Below are 17,178 nucleotides of genomic sequence, written 5' to 3' on the forward strand. Positions count from 1 at the left end.
GGTAGTTGTATTCTCTAAATTACTTCAAATTACAAAATTTCTAATAATTTGAAATAAAAATGTTAAAGTTGAGGTTTACAATTCTACTTTACAAGCGGTTAGGGATTGCTAACTTTTTTGGTAATGTTTCAAATTAAATTTTAAAATAGCATATTCCTATATTTACACTATTCTAAAGTGTTTTTAAATTTAATTTTAAAAGAGAAAACCATAGGAATATCCCTAAAAATTAAATAAAAGTATGAAGTTATTTTACGCGCTGATTGCCTCTTTTATTGGCAGTTCCATGTTTGCCCAAATAGTTGTTATTAATGAATTAGATTGCGATACACCAGGTGTGGACGATAAGGAGTTTGTTGAGCTTAAATCGGCAACACCAAATTTCCCGTTGGATGGTTTTATTTTAGTGTTTTTTAATGGCTCTGCTTCTGGCGGAAACCGAAGCTATCTTGCATTAGATTTGGCTGGCTACACCACTGACAGCAATGGTTTGTTGTTAATTGGTAGCACTACTGTTGTTCCTTTTCCGCAGTATATTATTCCGCCTAACGTTATTCAAAATGGCGAAGACGCTCTGGCCATTTATCAAGCATGCATAGATGATTTTCCTGGTGAAACCCTAGCAACGCAAACCAATTTAATAGATGCTCTTGTGTATGGCACAAACGACCCAATAGCAACAGGATTGTTAGAATTATTAGGTGTGAACGAACAAATAAACGAAGGACCTAATAATAACACAAATTCAATTCAGCGTTTTGTTGACGGTGAAGGCAATGTGTTTTACGAAGCAACCACACCAACGCCAAGACAAAATAACGATGGCAGCGGTATTATTTTCAACGGTATCACTATTTCCGTGCCACAAGAGATGTACAATGAAGGAGATGTGTTTGATATCACATTCACAGCCGATTTTGTGGTAAGTGAAGATTTTACATTTACCATTAGTTTGAATAACGATGGATTTAATGAAGAAGATTTTACAGGAGATACGACTTTAACTATTCCAAATGGGGAAAGTGCCGTTTCTACTACTATTAACATCATTGACGACGATTTTGACGAAGGCGACGAAGTCATGAAAATAAGAATTCTCAACCTTGAAGAGCCTTATATAAAAAATAATAGCGTTGTTGAAGTACGGATCGTCGACAATGATTTTGTCATGGCACCTTGGGGAACGCCCATCAATCCAACTTATGGCATAGTTGAAAGTACACGGCCAGATGGTTATTACAATTCATTAAATGGTTTAGCAGGCGATGATTTAAAGCAAGCCTTACAAAATATTATTGCCGATCAAAACAAGGTTAGGATACATAGCTATGCCGATGTTATAGATATACTTAAAGCCGCCGATCAAAATCCACTAAACAGCAATCAAGTTTGGTTAGTGTACAGAGAAGAAGGCAAACCAAAACTTGATTTTCAAACAGGTTCTAGCGGTGTTGGAAAATGGAATAGAGAACACACCTATCCAAGATCGCGTGGTGGTTTTAATAGCATTGATGATGATGATATTGCCGATGGTATAGATTTTTTCTGGATAACCAATGCAGATTCCTTGAGACACGGTAACTCCGATGCACATGCTTTAAGAGCCGTAGATGCTTCTGAAAATAGCAGTCGCGGCAATCAGCATTACGGTCAATACAATGGTCCAGCTGGGACTCTAGGTGGATTTAAAGGTGATGTTGCGAGAGGTGTACTTTACATGGATATTAGATTTAATGGTCTATCTGTTGTAGATGGGTTTCCTAATGTTACTGGGCAGTTGGGTGATTTACAAACCATTCTTACTTGGCACAGAAATGATGCACCCGACGATTTTGAAATGAATCGCAACAACGTGGTGTACGAATGGCAACATAACCGAAATCCTTTTATTGATTTACCTGATTTGGTTGAATATATTTGGGGCAATATGGTTGGTGAAGTTTGGGATCAAGAGTTGAGTATCACAGACTCTGCTTTAAATCAGCTAAAAGTTTATCCAAATCCCGCTAAGAATTATCTGCAATTTACAGGGGTTAATAACCCTATGGATGTTACAATTCTTACCATGGAAGGAAGACAATTGCAATCGCAGCGTATTTATAATGATGTAATTATGGATATAAATCTTTCTTCAGGAATGTATTTGCTTAATATCACCAGCGAAGGTCAAACAGCAATTAGGAAAATTTTGGTGCAATAAAAAACACCCTAATTCAATTATAAATTAAGGTGTTTCTGATATTTAGATTTGTGCTTTTATTCAGTTAATTTGGAAATTTTTAGCTTGCCATTACTTAAGCCATACTCCATAACAACGGCACCGTTTTTTTCTGAAAAGGTATCTTCTATCTCTTGACCGTCATCATTTTGAAGCCTTACTTTAATATTGGTTATATTATTATTCTTGTTGCGCTTAAGTTTTGAATAGCTCATGGTTACACCAAATTCTTTAAATTTTTTAATTTGAAGTTTTAATTCTTCATCTGTGGTTTCTTTATAAATATAATTGGTAATACCATTTTTTGATTTGTCTGAGTCGTCATTATATTGATAAGAAGCGCCATTTAACTCATAATTCGTAACTGTGTTTTTTGGTTTTAGTGCTAGATGATTTGATAATGCGTTGGTTTTTAATATTATTATTTCTTTTTTATCGGGATAACCTAATTTAGAAAGTATTTTAGAGTCTTTTATCACCTCAATAGATTGAATATCATCTGCATTAATTTTATCAAATTCCGCCCTGCTAATTCGGCTTCCATTTTGGGTGATGACGATAGTGTCGTATTTTGTAATGTAATAATGCATTTTCAGGTTGGATAATGAAGCGTCAATATCATCAAATTGTATATTAGATAGTAATTTAGATTTCATTAATTCCTCATAAAACATAAATGATTTTGTAGGATCTGTTTCATATTTTGGTTTGGACTCTATTTTGGAAACTCCTACAGGATTAATAGAATATTTTTTTTGACTTTTAAGTACAATCTGGATAACGCCATCTTTGTCTGCGTGATTTAATTTTTTAAGTTCTTTTTTATCTTTTATGACAGTCATGCTTTCAATATTATCAGGTAGAATATTTTTCAGTGCTTCTGTACCCACTTGTTTGTTATTGATATAGACAACAATATCGGTATTTGTGAAAATGTTGTTATTTTTTGCACTTGAAGCATTTATGTAAGTTATACTGTCATTTTTATCAATTATTGTTAAAGCATTACTTATTAATTTAATTGATTTCGTACTATCTATTTCAAATCTTATAGAATCGCCTAAGATTTCACTTTTGTTAATCGTTTCTGAAATAAATTTTAAAGAATTAGTTGAACTGTGATTTTTTATGCTTCCAACCCCAAAACTGCCATCGGATGCATTCATTTCAAAATAGAACGGAGCGATTCCGTTTGAGTTTACCATATTATAATTTGCTGTGCCATTTTCAGTGTCAAAATCAACATCAATTTCAGTAATCTCATCTTCATTATTTCGGCTTATCTTTTTAATAATCATTAAAATGTCGTTTTTCTTTAAATCTCCTTTAATAGATTCTAAAGTTGGATCACTCATGTCCTTGGTGAAAATAATTTTAATGTCTTTAGCGTTGCTAGTGGTATCGTTTACAGGATACTCAACTTCTAAAGGCACATAAACGTCTTTGGTGTTCATACTGAGTAAAAACGCTGCTAAAACTGGAATAATCAATATGAATTGAATTTTAAAAATTTGTTTTGATTTTGGTTTGTGTAACATAACGATTCGTTTTTTGATGGTGGAATTATAAAATGTAGTGGTAAATGCCAGCTCTTGATTAGGGATGCTGGTTTTAAGAAGGAGTTTTTGATACAGATGTTGATTCGCGCCCTGGTCATAAACTTTTTGATCGGCTATAAACTCTAAATTTTGCTGCAATTCTTTTTTGTAGAACCAAGCTATTGGATTGTACCAAAACACAATAGCGTATAGTTGCGAAAGCATCATGTCTATAGAATGATACTCTTTTACGTGAATAATTTCATGTTGTAATACCAAGTCAAGTTCTTTAGTACTGAATTGTTTTGGGTTGATAACAATCCAATTAAAAAACGAAAAAGGCGCAGTATTTTGTGCACTCAATACGAGTTTATGGGCTTTCTTTTGTACTGTTTTACTTTTTGAAATTAAATTAAAAAGTGATTTTATGTTTAAAAGTAGTTTAATAAAGAAAGCTACCATGCCAGTGATATAAGCATAAAAAAGCCAATAGATATAGTTAAATGATTTCGGTGAATCGCTAACAGTTGCCTCAGCAAGTAGCAAATTAATATTTGCATTGGTGTGAAATGTAACGGGTTCGTAATAGATATAATTGGAAATTGTAACCAACGGAATTAAAACTGAAATCGCCAATCCCGCTAACAAAAACCACCTGTTTGCATTATAAAAGGTGTGACGCTTTAAGATCAATTGATAAAACAAATAGAATAGGAGCAGAACGAGATTTGCTTTTAAAATATAGTCCATAATTATTGCTTTTTCTCAATTAAAGCAATGATTTCTCTTAGCTCATCAGCGCTAATTTTTTCTTCCTTAGCAAAAAATGACACCACATTTTTATAAGAGCTATTAAAATAATTTTCAATAGCTGTATTCATAAAACGTTTTTTATACGCTTCTTTTTCTACCAAAGGATAGTATTGGTGTGTTTTGCCATAAGCGTTGTGACCTACATATCCTTTGTCTTCCAAATTTCTAATAATGGTTGAGAGCGTGTTATAATGTGGCTTATCTTCTTTAATTTCAAATAGCACATCTTTAACAAAGGCCTTTTGAAGGCGCCATAAAATGTGCATAATTTCTTCTTCTTTATTGGTTAGTTTTTGCACGATATCAATTATTTAATTACAAATTAACAACTAAAAAAGCAGTTATACAACTAAAAAAATAGTTAATTAACTTAAAAAGCAGTTTACAAAAAAACTAGTGGCTCATTCTGTAATGCATTTTGATATCTTATCTTCGCGGATGAAATTTAGAAATTGAAGTATGAGTATCGTATTAGTTTTAGTCGGTTTGGCATTATTAGTAGTAGGAGGCGAGTTTTTGGTGCGTTCGTCGGTAGCCATGTCTTTTAAATTTAAAATATCTAAGTTGGTAATTGGGATGACGGTGGTGTCGTTTGCGACCTCAGCACCAGAATTACTGGTAAGTTTACAAGCCGCTTTGGATGGAAATTCTGATATCGCTCTGGGAAATGTCATCGGTTCAAATATTGCCAATATTGGATTGGTGTTGGGTATTACTGCTATAATTTCTCCTATTGTGGTTGATAGAAGCTTTTATAGACTTAACTGGCCGATGATGATGATGGTCTCAATTGCTTTGTATTATTTTTTAAAAAACGATAATGTTTTAAGTTTTGTTGAAGGATTAATTCTATTTACTTCATTGTTGATTTTTTTAGTAATTTTAATAAGGTCTGCGGCCCGTAACCGTATTGCTAATGTGGAAGAATTAGATGATTCGCTTCAATTGGTTTCTAATTTCAAAATTATATTATGGCTTATTATTGGAGGATCGGCCTTGTATTTTGGGTCAGAATGGTTGGTAGATGGAGCACAACAACTAGCTAAATCAGTTGGTGTGAGCGATTATGCAATTTCGGTTACAGTGATTGCCATTGGTACCTCAGTACCAGAATTAGCAGCGTCGGTAATTGCGGCTCTCAAGCAAGAAAAAGCCATTTCTTTAGGAAATCTTATCGGTTCTAACATTTTTAATATTGCTTCGGTGCTCGGTTTAACGGCGATGATAAAGCCAATTGTGGTAAACCCTAACACTCCAGAAATTTTATCGACTAATATTTTTTGGATGATTGGATTTTCAGCAGTTTTGTTGCCCATGTTGTTCATTCTTAAGAAATATCAAATTTCCAGAATAAAAGGAGCAGCATTGATGTTAGGTTATGCTGTATTTATGGTTTTGATTTTTAGGTAAGCTTCGCAAAAAAAATGACGCCCTCTAAAGGACGCCAAATCAATCAACTTAAAGAATACAATTTTAATTTAAACTACTGCGGATTTAACAGTTTTAATTATTCTGCCCGCTATTTTATAAGGATCACCATTTGAAGCTGGTCTTCTGTCTTCCAACCAACCTTTCCAGTTTCTTTCAACAGTAGCAATAGGTATACGAATTGAGGCGCCTCTGTCAGAAACACCATAACTAAAGTCTGTAATGGAGGCAGTTTCATGTAATCCAGTCAAACGCTGATCATTAAATTCTCCGTAAACTTCTATATGTTCTTTAACTACAGGTCTGAACGCTTCACATATTTTTTCGTAGGTCGCACGGTCGCCACAACTTCTCAAAACTGAGTTTGAAAAATTAGCATGCATACCGGAGCCGTTCCAATCCATATCTTTACCTAAAGGTTTTGGATGGTATTCAATGTAATAGCCATATTTTTCGGTAAGTCGGTCTAATAAATAGCGTGCTACCCACATTTCATCACCAGCTTTTTTAGCACCTTTAGCGAACAATTGAAATTCCCATTGTCCACAAGCTACTTCTTGGTTGATGCCTTCAAAATTTAAGCCTGCTTCAATACACAAATCCGCATGTTTTTCGACGAGTTCTCTTCCATGAGTATTCAATCCACCAACGGAGCAGTAGTACATTCCTTGCGGTTTTGGATAGCCACCTCTAGGGAAACCGAGAGGTAATTCTGTAGCTGTATCCATGATAAAATACTCTTGCTCAAAACCGAACCAGAAATCATTATCATCGTCATCAATCGTAGCTCTACCATTAGAAACATGCGGCGTTCCATCTGGATTTAATACCTCGTTCATTACTAAGTAGCCATTAATGCGCTCAGGATCTGGGTAAATCGCCACAGGCTTTAAAATACAGTCTGATGAACCACCTTCAGCCTGCTTGGTAGAAGAACCATCAAAAGACCAATTGCCAATTTCTTCAAGTGTTCCTTTAAAATTTTCGTGCTCTTCAACTTTGGTTTTACTTCTCATATTTTGGGTTGGGAAGTAACCATCAAGCCAAATATATTCTAATTTAATCTTTGCCATATTGAATAATTTAAGGGTGTTGATATTAGTTATTCGGAGCAAATATAAATTTTTATCATTTCATCAAAAATTTATAGGGTTATTTTGTTGAAAGCAATTAATATTTTTATTGCTACCATATTTTTTATGGGGTTGTTTTGTGAAAACTATAATATTTTTGTCTATAAATGAAAAATTGTTAATAATTTGATGTTGGTTTGTCAATAAAGAACACTTCGATTACATACTTTTGCAAACGTTAAATCACCGTCACATTTAATTATATTAAAACAAACAACCTATGTCAAACTTAAGATTTCACGCAGTAAAAGAATCGATGTCCCGAATACCTGTTCAGATTGAAGAACGTGAACGACGTTCTGAATTATTTGGGAGCCATACATTTAATGAAACCGCTATGCGTCAGCACCTTTCTAAAGATGCTTATAAAGGCGTTATGAGTGCTATAAAAAAAGGAACTAAAATTGATAGAAATATTGCCGATCAGGTCGCATCCTCTATGAAAGATTGGGCATTGTCAAAAGGTGCAACGCATTATACGCATTGGTTTCAGCCACTTACAGGCGCAACAGCCGAAAAGCATGATGCTTTTTTTGAAACTGTTGGTGCTGGTATGGCTGTTGAAAAATTTGAAGGTAGTCAATTAGTGCAGCAAGAGCCAGATGCATCTAGTTTTCCAAACGGTGGCATTCGTAATACATTTGAAGCCAGAGGCTATACCGCTTGGGATCCTACATCTCCTGCCTTTGTTTATGGTACAACTTTGTGTATTCCAACGGTTTTTGTTGCTTATACAGGCGAAGCCTTAGATTATAAAACACCGTTGTTAAGAGCGCTTCAAGCAGTTGATAGTGCTGCAGTTGATGTTTGTAAATATTTTGATAAGAATGTGAAAAAGGTAAACGCTTCATTAGGTTGGGAGCAAGAATACTTTTTAATAGATAGTGCATTGGTTAATTCAAGACCAGATTTGGTTCTAACAGGGCGAACGCTTTTAGGGCATTCTTCAGCAAAAGGTCAGCAATTAGATGATCATTATTTTGGTACTATTCCAAATCGTGCTTTGTCATACATGCGCGATTTAGAGCACGAATGTATGCTTTTAGGAATTCCGGTAAAAACGAGACATAATGAGGTAGCACCAAATCAGTTTGAATTAGCGCCAATTTACGATGAGGCCAACCTAGCCGTAGACCACAATTCCTTATTAATGGATGTGATGAATAAGGTAGCAGAACGTCATAATTTCCGTGTATTATTTCACGAAAAGCCGTTTGCAGGAGTCAATGGAAGTGGCAAGCACAACAACTGGAGCTTAAGTACCGATACTGGGATTAATTTATTGAGCCCGAGTAAAACACCCATGAGTAACCTGCAATTTTTGACCTTCTTTATCAACACCATTAAAGCTGTAAACGAATACGAAGAACTTTTACGTGCTGCCATTGCTTCAGCAAGTAATGATCATAGATTAGGAGCGAATGAAGCGCCACCAGCAATTATTTCAGTATTTATTGGTGCGCAGTTAACCAAGGTTTTACACGATTTAGAAAATGTAACAAAAGGTAAATTATCGCCTCAAGAAAAAACCGACCTTAAGTTAAACGTAGTAGGTAAAATACCTGAAATATTACTCGATAATACCGATAGAAACCGTACTTCACCGTTCGCATTTACTGGTAATAAGTTTGAATTTAGAGCCGTTGGTTCACGCTCTAATTGCGCAAGTGCGATGACCGTTTTAAATACGATTGTAGCCAAACAACTTATCGATTTTAAACAAGAAGTAGATGTTTTAATTGCAAAGAAAGACATGAAAAAGGATGATGCCATTTTTAATGTTTTACGCGAATACATAAAACAATCCAAGCGTATTTTATTTGAAGGTAATGGCTACAGTGATGAATGGGAGAAGGAGGCGAAGAAGCGAAAGTTAAGCAACAACAAAACAACTCCGGAAGCTCTTAAGGCGAAAATATCTGAATCTTCACTTAAACTATTTGAAGATTTAAACGTCATGAACAGGATAGAGTCTGAAGCGCGTTACGAAATTGAAATGGAAGAGTACATTTTAAGAATTCAAATTGAAAGTCGTGTCATTGGTGATATTGCCAGAAACCATGTAGTACCTACGGCAATAAAATATCAAAATACGCTTATTGAAAACGTGAGTGGACTTAAAGAAGTATATGGCACAGGTTTTAAAAAATTAGCCAAAGAGCAAATGAGTTTGATTGAGCAAATTTCTGGGCATATCGAAATGATTAATACCAAGATTACACAGATGATTGATGCCAGAAAATCCGCAAACAATATCGATGATATAGAAAAAAAGGCAGACGCCTATTGCTTTAAAGTAATGCCATTTTTTGATGAAATCAGATACCATTCGGATAAGTTAGAGCTATTAGTTGATGATGAAATTTGGCCGTTAACTAAATACAGAGAATTACTATTTACCAAGTAAGTTAGTATAATTCAGTTTTTACTAAAAAATCCGTTTGTTTTATGAAAAACGGATTTTTTTGTGTTAATAACTAAGTGTTTACTTGTTGAAAACTGGCATTTCAACCATTGAATTTTGCAAGTTATCGAGTTTAGCGGGTTGATAGGCGAAAAAAATATGAAACATTCATTGGCAGTGAGTTAAATTGTTATTTTTGTAGTGCTATTAATCAATATTTGTAAAAATGAAAAAGTTACTATTCAGTGTAGTCGCTTTAGTTTTTGCTACTGTGTTATTAACAATTGACGATTCAGACACTGTTAATGATAAAGAGTTGCAGGACGCAGTTGCCCAAATTGAGAACTTTAAAAAGTCTTAATTTATACTTCCGTTTTGATTCCTGCTTACAGCATAAATTTGGCGCTACAAAAGAAAGACAATAGGATTTATAATTCTATTGTCTTTTTTATTTAGTTAAAAATTAGGTGTTTAGTCAATAAATTCCTTACTTTGTTCTTTATTGCCCCAAATGTGAACTTCAAATTGCTAGTTGTTAGGTCAAAATAGATGAGATTAATAGCAATGAAAAATTCATATAAGTATACTTTATTGAGTGTCATAACATGCTTTGTGATAACCCATAATACAAGAGCTCAACTGCCGGATTCAGAAATAAATAGGGCTGTAAAAAAGGCGTCATTTTTCGATTTTAGAGGTAGTAACATCCTTGACTTAGGTATAGGAACCTCGGTGCCCAATAACGATTTTGACAACCCGCTTTTTGAAATGTATTTTAAAGCTGGCTACAAACGGTATTTAACATCACACATATTTTTATCGATTGATTATCATAAATTTAATCTTGCCAATGAGAATATTGCTAATAATGGTTTTATGTCATTCGATATCAATGTACATGCTATGCTACTTCCATACCAAAAGTTATCACCATTTTTATTTATAGGTTCAGGTTTTACTGCGTCTAACTATTTCGAGGACACCTTTCAAAAATTACAAGTTGGTACAGGTATAGAATATATGATAATAGAAAAGGTTGGTGTCACCTTATTTTCTGATTTTAATTATATGATTGACGACACTTTAGATGGTCTAGAGGCGGGCGACTCTAATGACACCTTCTTTAGATTAGGATTTGGGGTTAATTTTTATTTCGGAGGTTCAGCCAAAAAAGATGAGATTATGAGAAATGTTCCAACCGTTATCAAATCCAACCCCATTCGTAACCGTTAATTAATTGCATTGTTTATTTTTGTATCTTAAAATTCAAAAATGAGCGATTCTACCAGTAAACGATATGCACAACGCGGCGTCTCGGCTTCAAAAGAAGATGTGCACAATGCTATTAAGAATGTAGATAAAGGTTTATTCCCAAAGGCTTTTTGTAAAATTGTTCCAGATTATTTAACAAATGATGACGACTATTGTTTGGTAATGCATGCCGACGGTGCTGGTACCAAAAGTGCTTTAGCCTATATGTATTGGAAAACAACTGGAGACATTTCCGTTTGGAAAGGCATCGCCCAAGATGCCCTCATTATGAATATTGACGACTTAATTTGCGTTGGTGCGACTGATAATATTATGTTGTCATCTACTATTGGTCGTAATAAGAACTTGATTCCTGGTGAAGTTATTGCCGCTCTTATAAATGGCACAGAAACGTTAATTCAAGATTTAAAACAGCACGGTATCACTATTCATTCTACAGGTGGTGAGACTGCCGATGTAGGCGATTTGGTGCGAACTATTATTGTAGATTCGACCGTAGTGGCAAGAATGAAAAGAAAAGATGTGATTGAGAATGCCAATATTAAAGCCGGTAATGTTATTGTAGGGTTGTCCTCTTATGGCCAAGCGACTTATGAATCCGAGTATAACGGCGGTATGGGTAGTAATGGCTTGACCTCGGCACGTCATGATGTATTCGATAAGTATTTAGCCAAATTGTTCCCGGAAAGTTTTGACGCTGCGGTTCCGAACGAATTGATATATTCAGGAAGTATAAAACTAACCGATGCTATTGAAGGTTCGCCTTTAAATGCAGGAAAATTGGTATTGTCACCCACAAGAACTTATGCGCCAGTTATAAAACAAATGCTTTCAAAATATAATTCAAAAGATATACATGGTATGGTGCATTGTTCTGGTGGTGCCCAAACGAAAGTTTTACACTTTATTGAAAAAAATCACATCGTCAAGGACAATTTATTTCCAATTCCGCCATTATTTAAATTGATTCAGGAACAATCCAACACAAATTGGAAAGAAATGTACCAAGTTTTTAATTGCGGCCATCGAATGGAATTATATGTGAATCCAGAAATTGCCCAAGATCTTATCAATATCTCAAAGTCTTTTAATGTAGACGCTAAAATTATTGGTAAAGTGTTACCATCAGAAACAAAAAAATTAACTATCAACAGTGAATTTGGAAGCTTTGAATATTAAATCATCAATCAAACCCAACGTAAGCTTTATATTTTTCTTTCTTTTTTTAATTAGTTTTGAATATATAAGTGCCCAACCAGACTCGATTTTTTTTAAGAAGGATAAAAGTCTAGATATACCAACTTGGACACTTACGAAAAATGCAGGTTTGAATATAAATCAGGTATCATTCACCAATTGGAATGCGGGTGGTGTTAATTCTATTTCCGCTACGATTTTTACAAGAACAGCGGCCAATTATAAGTATAAACATATGTTTTGGAACTCTTCTTTAAATGCTAGATATGGTATAAATAAGCAGGAAAATATCGGACTTAGAAAAACGGATGATTTGTTTGAAATCATTTCAAATTTCGGATATCAACAAGATACTTTGAGTAACTGGTATGCCTCGGCCAGGTTTAGTTTTTCTACTCAATTCTCAAACGGGTATAATTATCCAGATACCTCAACACCGATTTCTCAGTTAATGGCACCAGGATACCTGTTTTTTGGACTGGGTGTTGAATATGGTAAACGTATTGACAAAATGTCAATTTATGCCTCGCCATTAACTTTGAAAACTACATTCGTGCTTGATAAAGAATTAGCCAACCAAGGTGCTTTTGGAGTAGAGCCGGCCGTTTTTGATGATCAAGGTAATGTTATAAGAAGCGGTAAAAAGATTAGGCGTGAGTTGGGGATATTGTTAGCCAATTCTTATATGTTTGAGCCGTTTGAAAATGTAAAAGTAAGAACCGTTACAAGCCTTTACACCGATTATATCAATAATTTTGGGAATATAGATATTGATTGGGAAGTTGTATTCGATTTTAAGGTAAATGAATATATTAGGGCGACTTTTGGCTCACATATTCGGTATGACGATGACATAAAAAGGACTGTCGTTTTAGATGCTGAAAACGATATTACCGAAGAACGAGGTGCGAAAGTACAATGGCGACAACTTTTAGGAATTGGGGTGGCCATAGATTTTTAAATTTGATTTGTGACTGTTATAAAAACACTGAATTTCAGTTTAACTTAAGCGGTCAACGCTCATTTAAAATTCTTAAAATATTGTATTTTTGCGTTCACATTAAAATATCATGTTAGAAAAACTAAATTTTATAAAACAACGCTTTGATGAAGTTGGTGATTTAATCATTCAACCAGATATCATGACTGATCAAAAGCGCTATATAAAACTAAATAAGGAATATAAAGACCTTAAACAAATTGTTGATAAACGCGAAATCTATAAGGAATTAACTGATAATATTAGCGAAGCCGAAAGTATAATAGCCGATGGTAGTGATCCTGAAATGGTTGAAATGGCTCAAATGCAGTTAGAAGAAGCCAAAGCGCAACTACCCGCTTTGGAGGACAAAATAAGGTTTATGCTTATTCCTAAATCACCAGAAGATTCTAAAAATGCTGTTATAGAATTACGTGCTGGTGCTGGTGGTGATGAAGCTAGTATCTTTGCAGGAGATTTGTACAGAATGTACACCAAGTATTGCGAAAGCAAAGGTTGGAGTGTGAATGTGGTAGATTTTAATGAAGGCACTTCCGGTGGTTATAAAGAAATTATTCTTGAAGTTAATGGCGATGATGTTTATGGAATCTTAAAGTTTGAAGCCGGTGTGCATCGCGTTCAACGTGTGCCGCAAACAGAAACACAAGGTCGTGTACACACCAGTGCGGCAACGGTTATCGTTTTGCCTGAAGCCGAAGAGTTTGATTTGGAATTAGACATGAGCGAAGTGCGCATAGAACGCACCACTTCTACAGGTCCTGGTGGTCAGTCGGTAAACACTACTTATTCTGCTATTAAACTGCATCACGAACCAACTGGTATGATAGTGAAGTGTCAGGACGAAAAATCATCCCACAAAAACCTAGAAAAAGCATTGAAAGTACTGCGTTCCAGATTATACGAGTTAGAGCTAGCAAAAAAAGAAGCAGCCGACTCAGAAAAGCGAAAAAGTATGGTTACAACAGGTGATAGAAGTGCTAAAATTAGAACATATAATTATCCCCAAGGTCGTGTAACCGATCATAGAATTGGTTTAACACTCTACGATTTGTCCAATATTATGAATGGAGACATCCAGAAAATAATAGACGAATTGATGCTAGTTGAAAACACTGAAAAACTAAGAGCCTCGGAAGATGTGATGTAGTTTTAAGAATGAAATTAATGTTTAAAAAAGGTCAACTCTATAAAATATAGAAGAGTAAAACGATTAAGGTAAATCCGTATCTAAAACAACTAATTCATACAAATAACCAATTATGACAATCCTAGACGGCCGAAAAGTAAGTAACGACATTAAAAATGAAATTACAGCACAAGTAAATAAAATGATAGCCAAGGGCGAAAAAGTACCACATTTGGCTGCTGTAATTGTGGGTAACGATGGTGCGAGTCTTACTTATGTGAATAGTAAAGTGAAAGCATGTGAGCGTGTTGGTTTTAAGTCAACAATGATTAGAATGTCTAATACAACCAGTGAGATTGAACTGCTTGAACAAATAGAAGAACTCAATCAGAATCCAGAAATTGATGGATTTATAGTTCAGCTACCGTTACCAAAACAAATCGATACCCAAAAAGTATTAATGACCGTTAACCCAGATAAAGATGTGGATGGTTTTCATCCGATGAATTTTGGAAAAATGGCATTAGATATGAGCACTTTTATTCCTGCAACACCCTTTGGAATCTTAGAATTATTAGAGAGATACAAGGTACAAACCGATGGAAAGCACACCGTTATTATAGGTAGATCCCATATTGTTGGAAGACCAATGAGTATTCTAATGGGAAGAAAGGGATTTCCAGGAAATTCAACAGTCACATTGACTCACAGTCATACAAAAAATATAACGCAGATAACTTCGCAAGCTGATATTGTTATTTCTGCCTTAGGAGTACCTGGCTTTTTAAAAGCTGAAATGATAAAAGACGGTGCCGTAATTATTGATGTTGGTATTACAAGAGTTCCCGATGAAACCTCAGAAAAAGGTTACTACATAACAGGCGATGTAGATTTTGAAAATGTAAGCAAAAAGGCAAGTTTTATAACGCCAGTTCCAGGTGGTGTTGGTCCAATGACCATCGCTATGTTGCTTAAAAATACGCTCTTAGCAAGGGAACGGCATTTACTAAAATAAGTTTATTCTTACATGTCAAATCTTTTAAACACACTTTAAAAGTAATTCAACAAAATAAAATTCAAGTCTTAATTTTATTTCTAAATTTACACATCATTACAAAAGATTAATAGCAATTATTTGGTTGGTTAATAGCATTTAGACCCAAATTTACACTTCTTTTATTCCTATAATGTATGGTTTAACCAAAATCAAACGTTATGAATGCTATTAATTACTTCCTTTTATTGTTAGCACAATTTTTATATGTTTCTTCAATTTGTAAAAAATTATGCGTCAAGGCCATTGGCTTTTTTACTATCCTGCTTTTTCTAGGAATTGGACAAATACAAGCTCAGACTTTTTGTCCTTCTGGAACCCCTGGTAACAACTGTAATAGTTGTCCGGATTATTCGGTTAGCAACAATCCAAATTTAACGGTTGCTTGTCAGGATAATTTAAATATTACGATTATCATAGATGAATCTAACTCTTTAGCGGGTAGTCAGAATCTGGTTCGCGATGGTGTGTTAGCACTTCTTCAAAATCTAGAGTGTAACAACGTAAACGTAGCACTTATTGAATTTGGTTCCGTATCAGATTACGTAATTCCATCTTATACTCCAGTAACACCAACTTTAATTGCATCGGTAAACAACTATTTTAACGGAATAGCTTTAAATGGTCAAACTTATACCGTGCCTCAACCAAATAATGTATTGGGTGGTACTAATTGGCAAGCTGCCCTTATACGAGCTAATGCCCTTCCAACCGCAGACTTGGTTTTTATGATAACAGACGGCGTACCAACAACCTATACGGTTAACGCAAATCAACCCGGCTCTAGTTATGATTTTTGTGGAAATGGTTCTACTACTGAAGAAGCTGAAATTTATAATCCTGTTCAATTGGCAAATGCTATTAAGGCAAAAGGTTCTAAAATGTTTATTTTAGGAGTGGGAAGTGATTTAAGCCTTAGTTTAATTCAAGATATTTCAGGAAACACACAATTCGACCCTAATTCAGGAGGCAATGCTGGAAGTGTTGCCACTTCCGATTATGCTGTTGCCAACAATATCAATGATTTAGGTGATAGTTTGGCGTCACTTTCAGCGAATTTATGTCCTTTAGTGACAGAACTTGTGGCCACTCCAGTTTGTGGCGAAGGCGCCTCTAATGGAACTATAACTGTCAATATAACAACGAATGCGGATGCCCCTTATACTATTACCATTAATGAAGGTACTCCAATTGTAACAAATAATGCGCAGACAGTGGTAGGAGGATTACCAGCGGGATCTTATGAGGTTACTGTGTCAGCTACCGATATTTGTTTTGAAATAGCTACCAGCACGGTTCAGGTTACCGTACAAACGCCAAACGACGCTGGCGAGAATGGAGCTTTAGAAATATGTGATGGTGAAACCTTTACTACGGAAGATTTATTTAATGCTTTAAATGGTGACCCCGATGAAGGTGGAGCTTGGAGTCCTGCATTAACTGGTGCAGGAACTTACACCTACACTATAGTAGGTGATAATGTTTGTGAAGGTGATACGGCTGAGGTTGTGGTAACTGAAGTTACTGTTGAAGTCGATATACTTTCAAATGTTGAAGCTTGTGATGAGTATGAGTTGCCTGTACTAACCAGTGGAAATTATTTTACAGCTCCAAATGGTGAAGGAAATGCACTTAGCGCTGGAAATCTTATTAAAGAAACTGCAACTATTTATATATTTAGTCCAGCAGTTGGACCCTGTCCATCCGCAGAAAGTAGCTTTACTGTCACAATCAACGATACGCCATTAGCTGACAATCCATCCGATGTAGAATCTTGCGATGAATACGAACTACCAGCGTTAACCAATGGTAACTACTTCACAGGACCAAACGGCACAGGCACAGCATTAAGCGCAGGCGATAAGATTACGACCACCCAAACCATCTATGTTTACACAGCAGCCAGTGGCTCATGTGAAGATGCAGAGAACAGTTTTGAAGTCACAATCAACGATACGCCATTAGCTGACAATCCATCCGATGTAGAATCTTGCG

Annotated in this window: 13 protein-coding genes; 10 read left to right on the forward strand and 3 right to left on the reverse strand. The window is 35.1% G+C overall.

Going from position 1 to position 17,178, the window contains the following annotated elements; translation table 11 throughout:
• The first annotated feature begins 241 nt into the window (after nt 1-241).
• Nucleotides 242-2,200 carry an endonuclease gene (locus V7Z48_RS04735; RefSeq protein ID WP_334112249.1) on the forward strand — a complete coding sequence of 653 codons (1,959 nt, stop codon included), beginning with the start codon at nt 242-244 and terminating at the stop codon, nt 2,198-2,200.
• Nucleotides 2,201-2,256: 56 nt separating this feature from the next.
• Here the strand turns inward: V7Z48_RS04735 and V7Z48_RS04740 are convergent, their stop codons facing one another.
• A complete protein-coding gene (locus V7Z48_RS04740; RefSeq protein WP_334112250.1) occupies nt 2,257-4,506 on the reverse strand; it encodes a M56 family metallopeptidase in 2,250 nt (749 codons plus the stop codon).
• Between the two features lie 2 nt (nt 4,507-4,508).
• Complete coding sequence (locus V7Z48_RS04745) at nt 4,509-4,868, reverse strand: BlaI/MecI/CopY family transcriptional regulator (protein WP_334112251.1); 360 nt, start codon at nt 4,866-4,868, stop codon at nt 4,509-4,511.
• A gap of 160 nt (nt 4,869-5,028) precedes the next feature.
• Between V7Z48_RS04745 and V7Z48_RS04750 the strand changes: the two genes are divergently transcribed.
• Nucleotides 5,029-5,979, forward strand: coding sequence for a calcium/sodium antiporter (locus tag V7Z48_RS04750; protein WP_334112252.1), 951 nt, complete (start codon nt 5,029-5,031; stop codon nt 5,977-5,979).
• A gap of 68 nt (nt 5,980-6,047) precedes the next feature.
• Here V7Z48_RS04750 and V7Z48_RS04755 read toward each other — a convergent pair whose 3' ends face one another.
• Nucleotides 6,048-7,070 carry a glutamine synthetase beta-grasp domain-containing protein gene (locus V7Z48_RS04755; protein ID WP_334112253.1) on the reverse strand — a complete coding sequence of 341 codons (1,023 nt, stop codon included), beginning with the start codon at nt 7,068-7,070 and terminating at the stop codon, nt 6,048-6,050.
• Between the two features lie 280 nt (nt 7,071-7,350).
• Here V7Z48_RS04755 and V7Z48_RS04760 point away from each other — a divergent pair, with 280 nt between their 5' ends.
• The 8 genes from V7Z48_RS04760 to V7Z48_RS04795 form a co-directional block, all read left to right on the forward strand.
• Nucleotides 7,351-9,537 carry a glutamine synthetase III family protein gene (locus V7Z48_RS04760; RefSeq protein WP_334112254.1) on the forward strand — a complete coding sequence of 729 codons (2,187 nt, stop codon included), beginning with the start codon at nt 7,351-7,353 and terminating at the stop codon, nt 9,535-9,537.
• Between the two features lie 223 nt (nt 9,538-9,760).
• Entirely contained in the window at nt 9,761-9,895 is a 135-nt protein-coding gene (locus tag V7Z48_RS04765) for a hypothetical protein (protein ID WP_334112255.1), read from the forward strand.
• A 188-nt stretch (nt 9,896-10,083) separates the two neighbouring features.
• Nucleotides 10,084-10,767, forward strand: coding sequence for a Curli production assembly/transport component CsgG (locus V7Z48_RS04770; protein ID WP_334112256.1), 684 nt, complete (start codon nt 10,084-10,086; stop codon nt 10,765-10,767).
• Nucleotides 10,768-10,806: 39 nt separating this feature from the next.
• The gene (locus V7Z48_RS04775; RefSeq protein ID WP_334112257.1) at nt 10,807-11,985 is read left to right on the forward strand and encodes an AIR synthase related protein; all 1,179 of its coding nucleotides are present in this window, start codon (nt 10,807-10,809) and stop codon (nt 11,983-11,985) included.
• Nucleotides 11,986-12,133: 148 nt separating this feature from the next.
• Nucleotides 12,134-12,964, forward strand: a complete 831-nt coding sequence (locus tag V7Z48_RS04780) for a DUF3078 domain-containing protein (protein WP_334112258.1) — start codon at nt 12,134-12,136, stop codon at nt 12,962-12,964.
• 109 nt (nt 12,965-13,073) lie between these two features.
• Entirely contained in the window at nt 13,074-14,150 is a 1,077-nt protein-coding gene (gene prfA, locus V7Z48_RS04785) for a peptide chain release factor 1 (protein WP_334112259.1), read from the forward strand.
• Between the two features lie 112 nt (nt 14,151-14,262).
• Complete coding sequence (locus V7Z48_RS04790) at nt 14,263-15,144, forward strand: bifunctional 5,10-methylenetetrahydrofolate dehydrogenase/5,10-methenyltetrahydrofolate cyclohydrolase (RefSeq protein WP_334112260.1); 882 nt, start codon at nt 14,263-14,265, stop codon at nt 15,142-15,144.
• 200 nt (nt 15,145-15,344) lie between these two features.
• The coding region (locus tag V7Z48_RS04795; protein ID WP_334112261.1) for a vWA domain-containing protein at nt 15,345-17,178 on the forward strand (1,834 nt) is incomplete at its 3' end.

The organism is Paucihalobacter sp., from assembly GCF_036825875.1.
Lineage (GTDB): Bacteria > Bacteroidota > Bacteroidia > Flavobacteriales > Flavobacteriaceae > Paucihalobacter.

Excerpts from the sequence above, each read along its gene's own strand:
- V7Z48_RS04765 (WP_334112255.1), top strand. The coding sequence starts at position 9,761 with ATGAAAAAGTTACTATTCAGTGTAGTCGCTTTAGTTTTTGCTACTGTG.
- V7Z48_RS04740 (WP_334112250.1), bottom strand. The coding sequence starts at position 4,506 with ATGGACTATATTTTAAAAGCAAATCTCGTTCTGCTCCTATTCTATTTG.
- V7Z48_RS04770 (WP_334112256.1), top strand. The coding sequence starts at position 10,084 with ATGAGATTAATAGCAATGAAAAATTCATATAAGTATACTTTATTGAGT.
- V7Z48_RS04735 (WP_334112249.1), top strand. The coding sequence starts at position 242 with ATGAAGTTATTTTACGCGCTGATTGCCTCTTTTATTGGCAGTTCCATG.
- V7Z48_RS04775 (WP_334112257.1), top strand. The coding sequence starts at position 10,807 with ATGAGCGATTCTACCAGTAAACGATATGCACAACGCGGCGTCTCGGCT.
- V7Z48_RS04755 (WP_334112253.1), bottom strand. The coding sequence starts at position 7,070 with ATGGCAAAGATTAAATTAGAATATATTTGGCTTGATGGTTACTTCCCA.
- V7Z48_RS04760 (WP_334112254.1), top strand. The coding sequence starts at position 7,351 with ATGTCAAACTTAAGATTTCACGCAGTAAAAGAATCGATGTCCCGAATA.
- V7Z48_RS04790 (WP_334112260.1), top strand. The coding sequence starts at position 14,263 with ATGACAATCCTAGACGGCCGAAAAGTAAGTAACGACATTAAAAATGAA.
- prfA (WP_334112259.1), top strand. The coding sequence starts at position 13,074 with ATGTTAGAAAAACTAAATTTTATAAAACAACGCTTTGATGAAGTTGGT.
- V7Z48_RS04750 (WP_334112252.1), top strand. The coding sequence starts at position 5,029 with ATGAGTATCGTATTAGTTTTAGTCGGTTTGGCATTATTAGTAGTAGGA.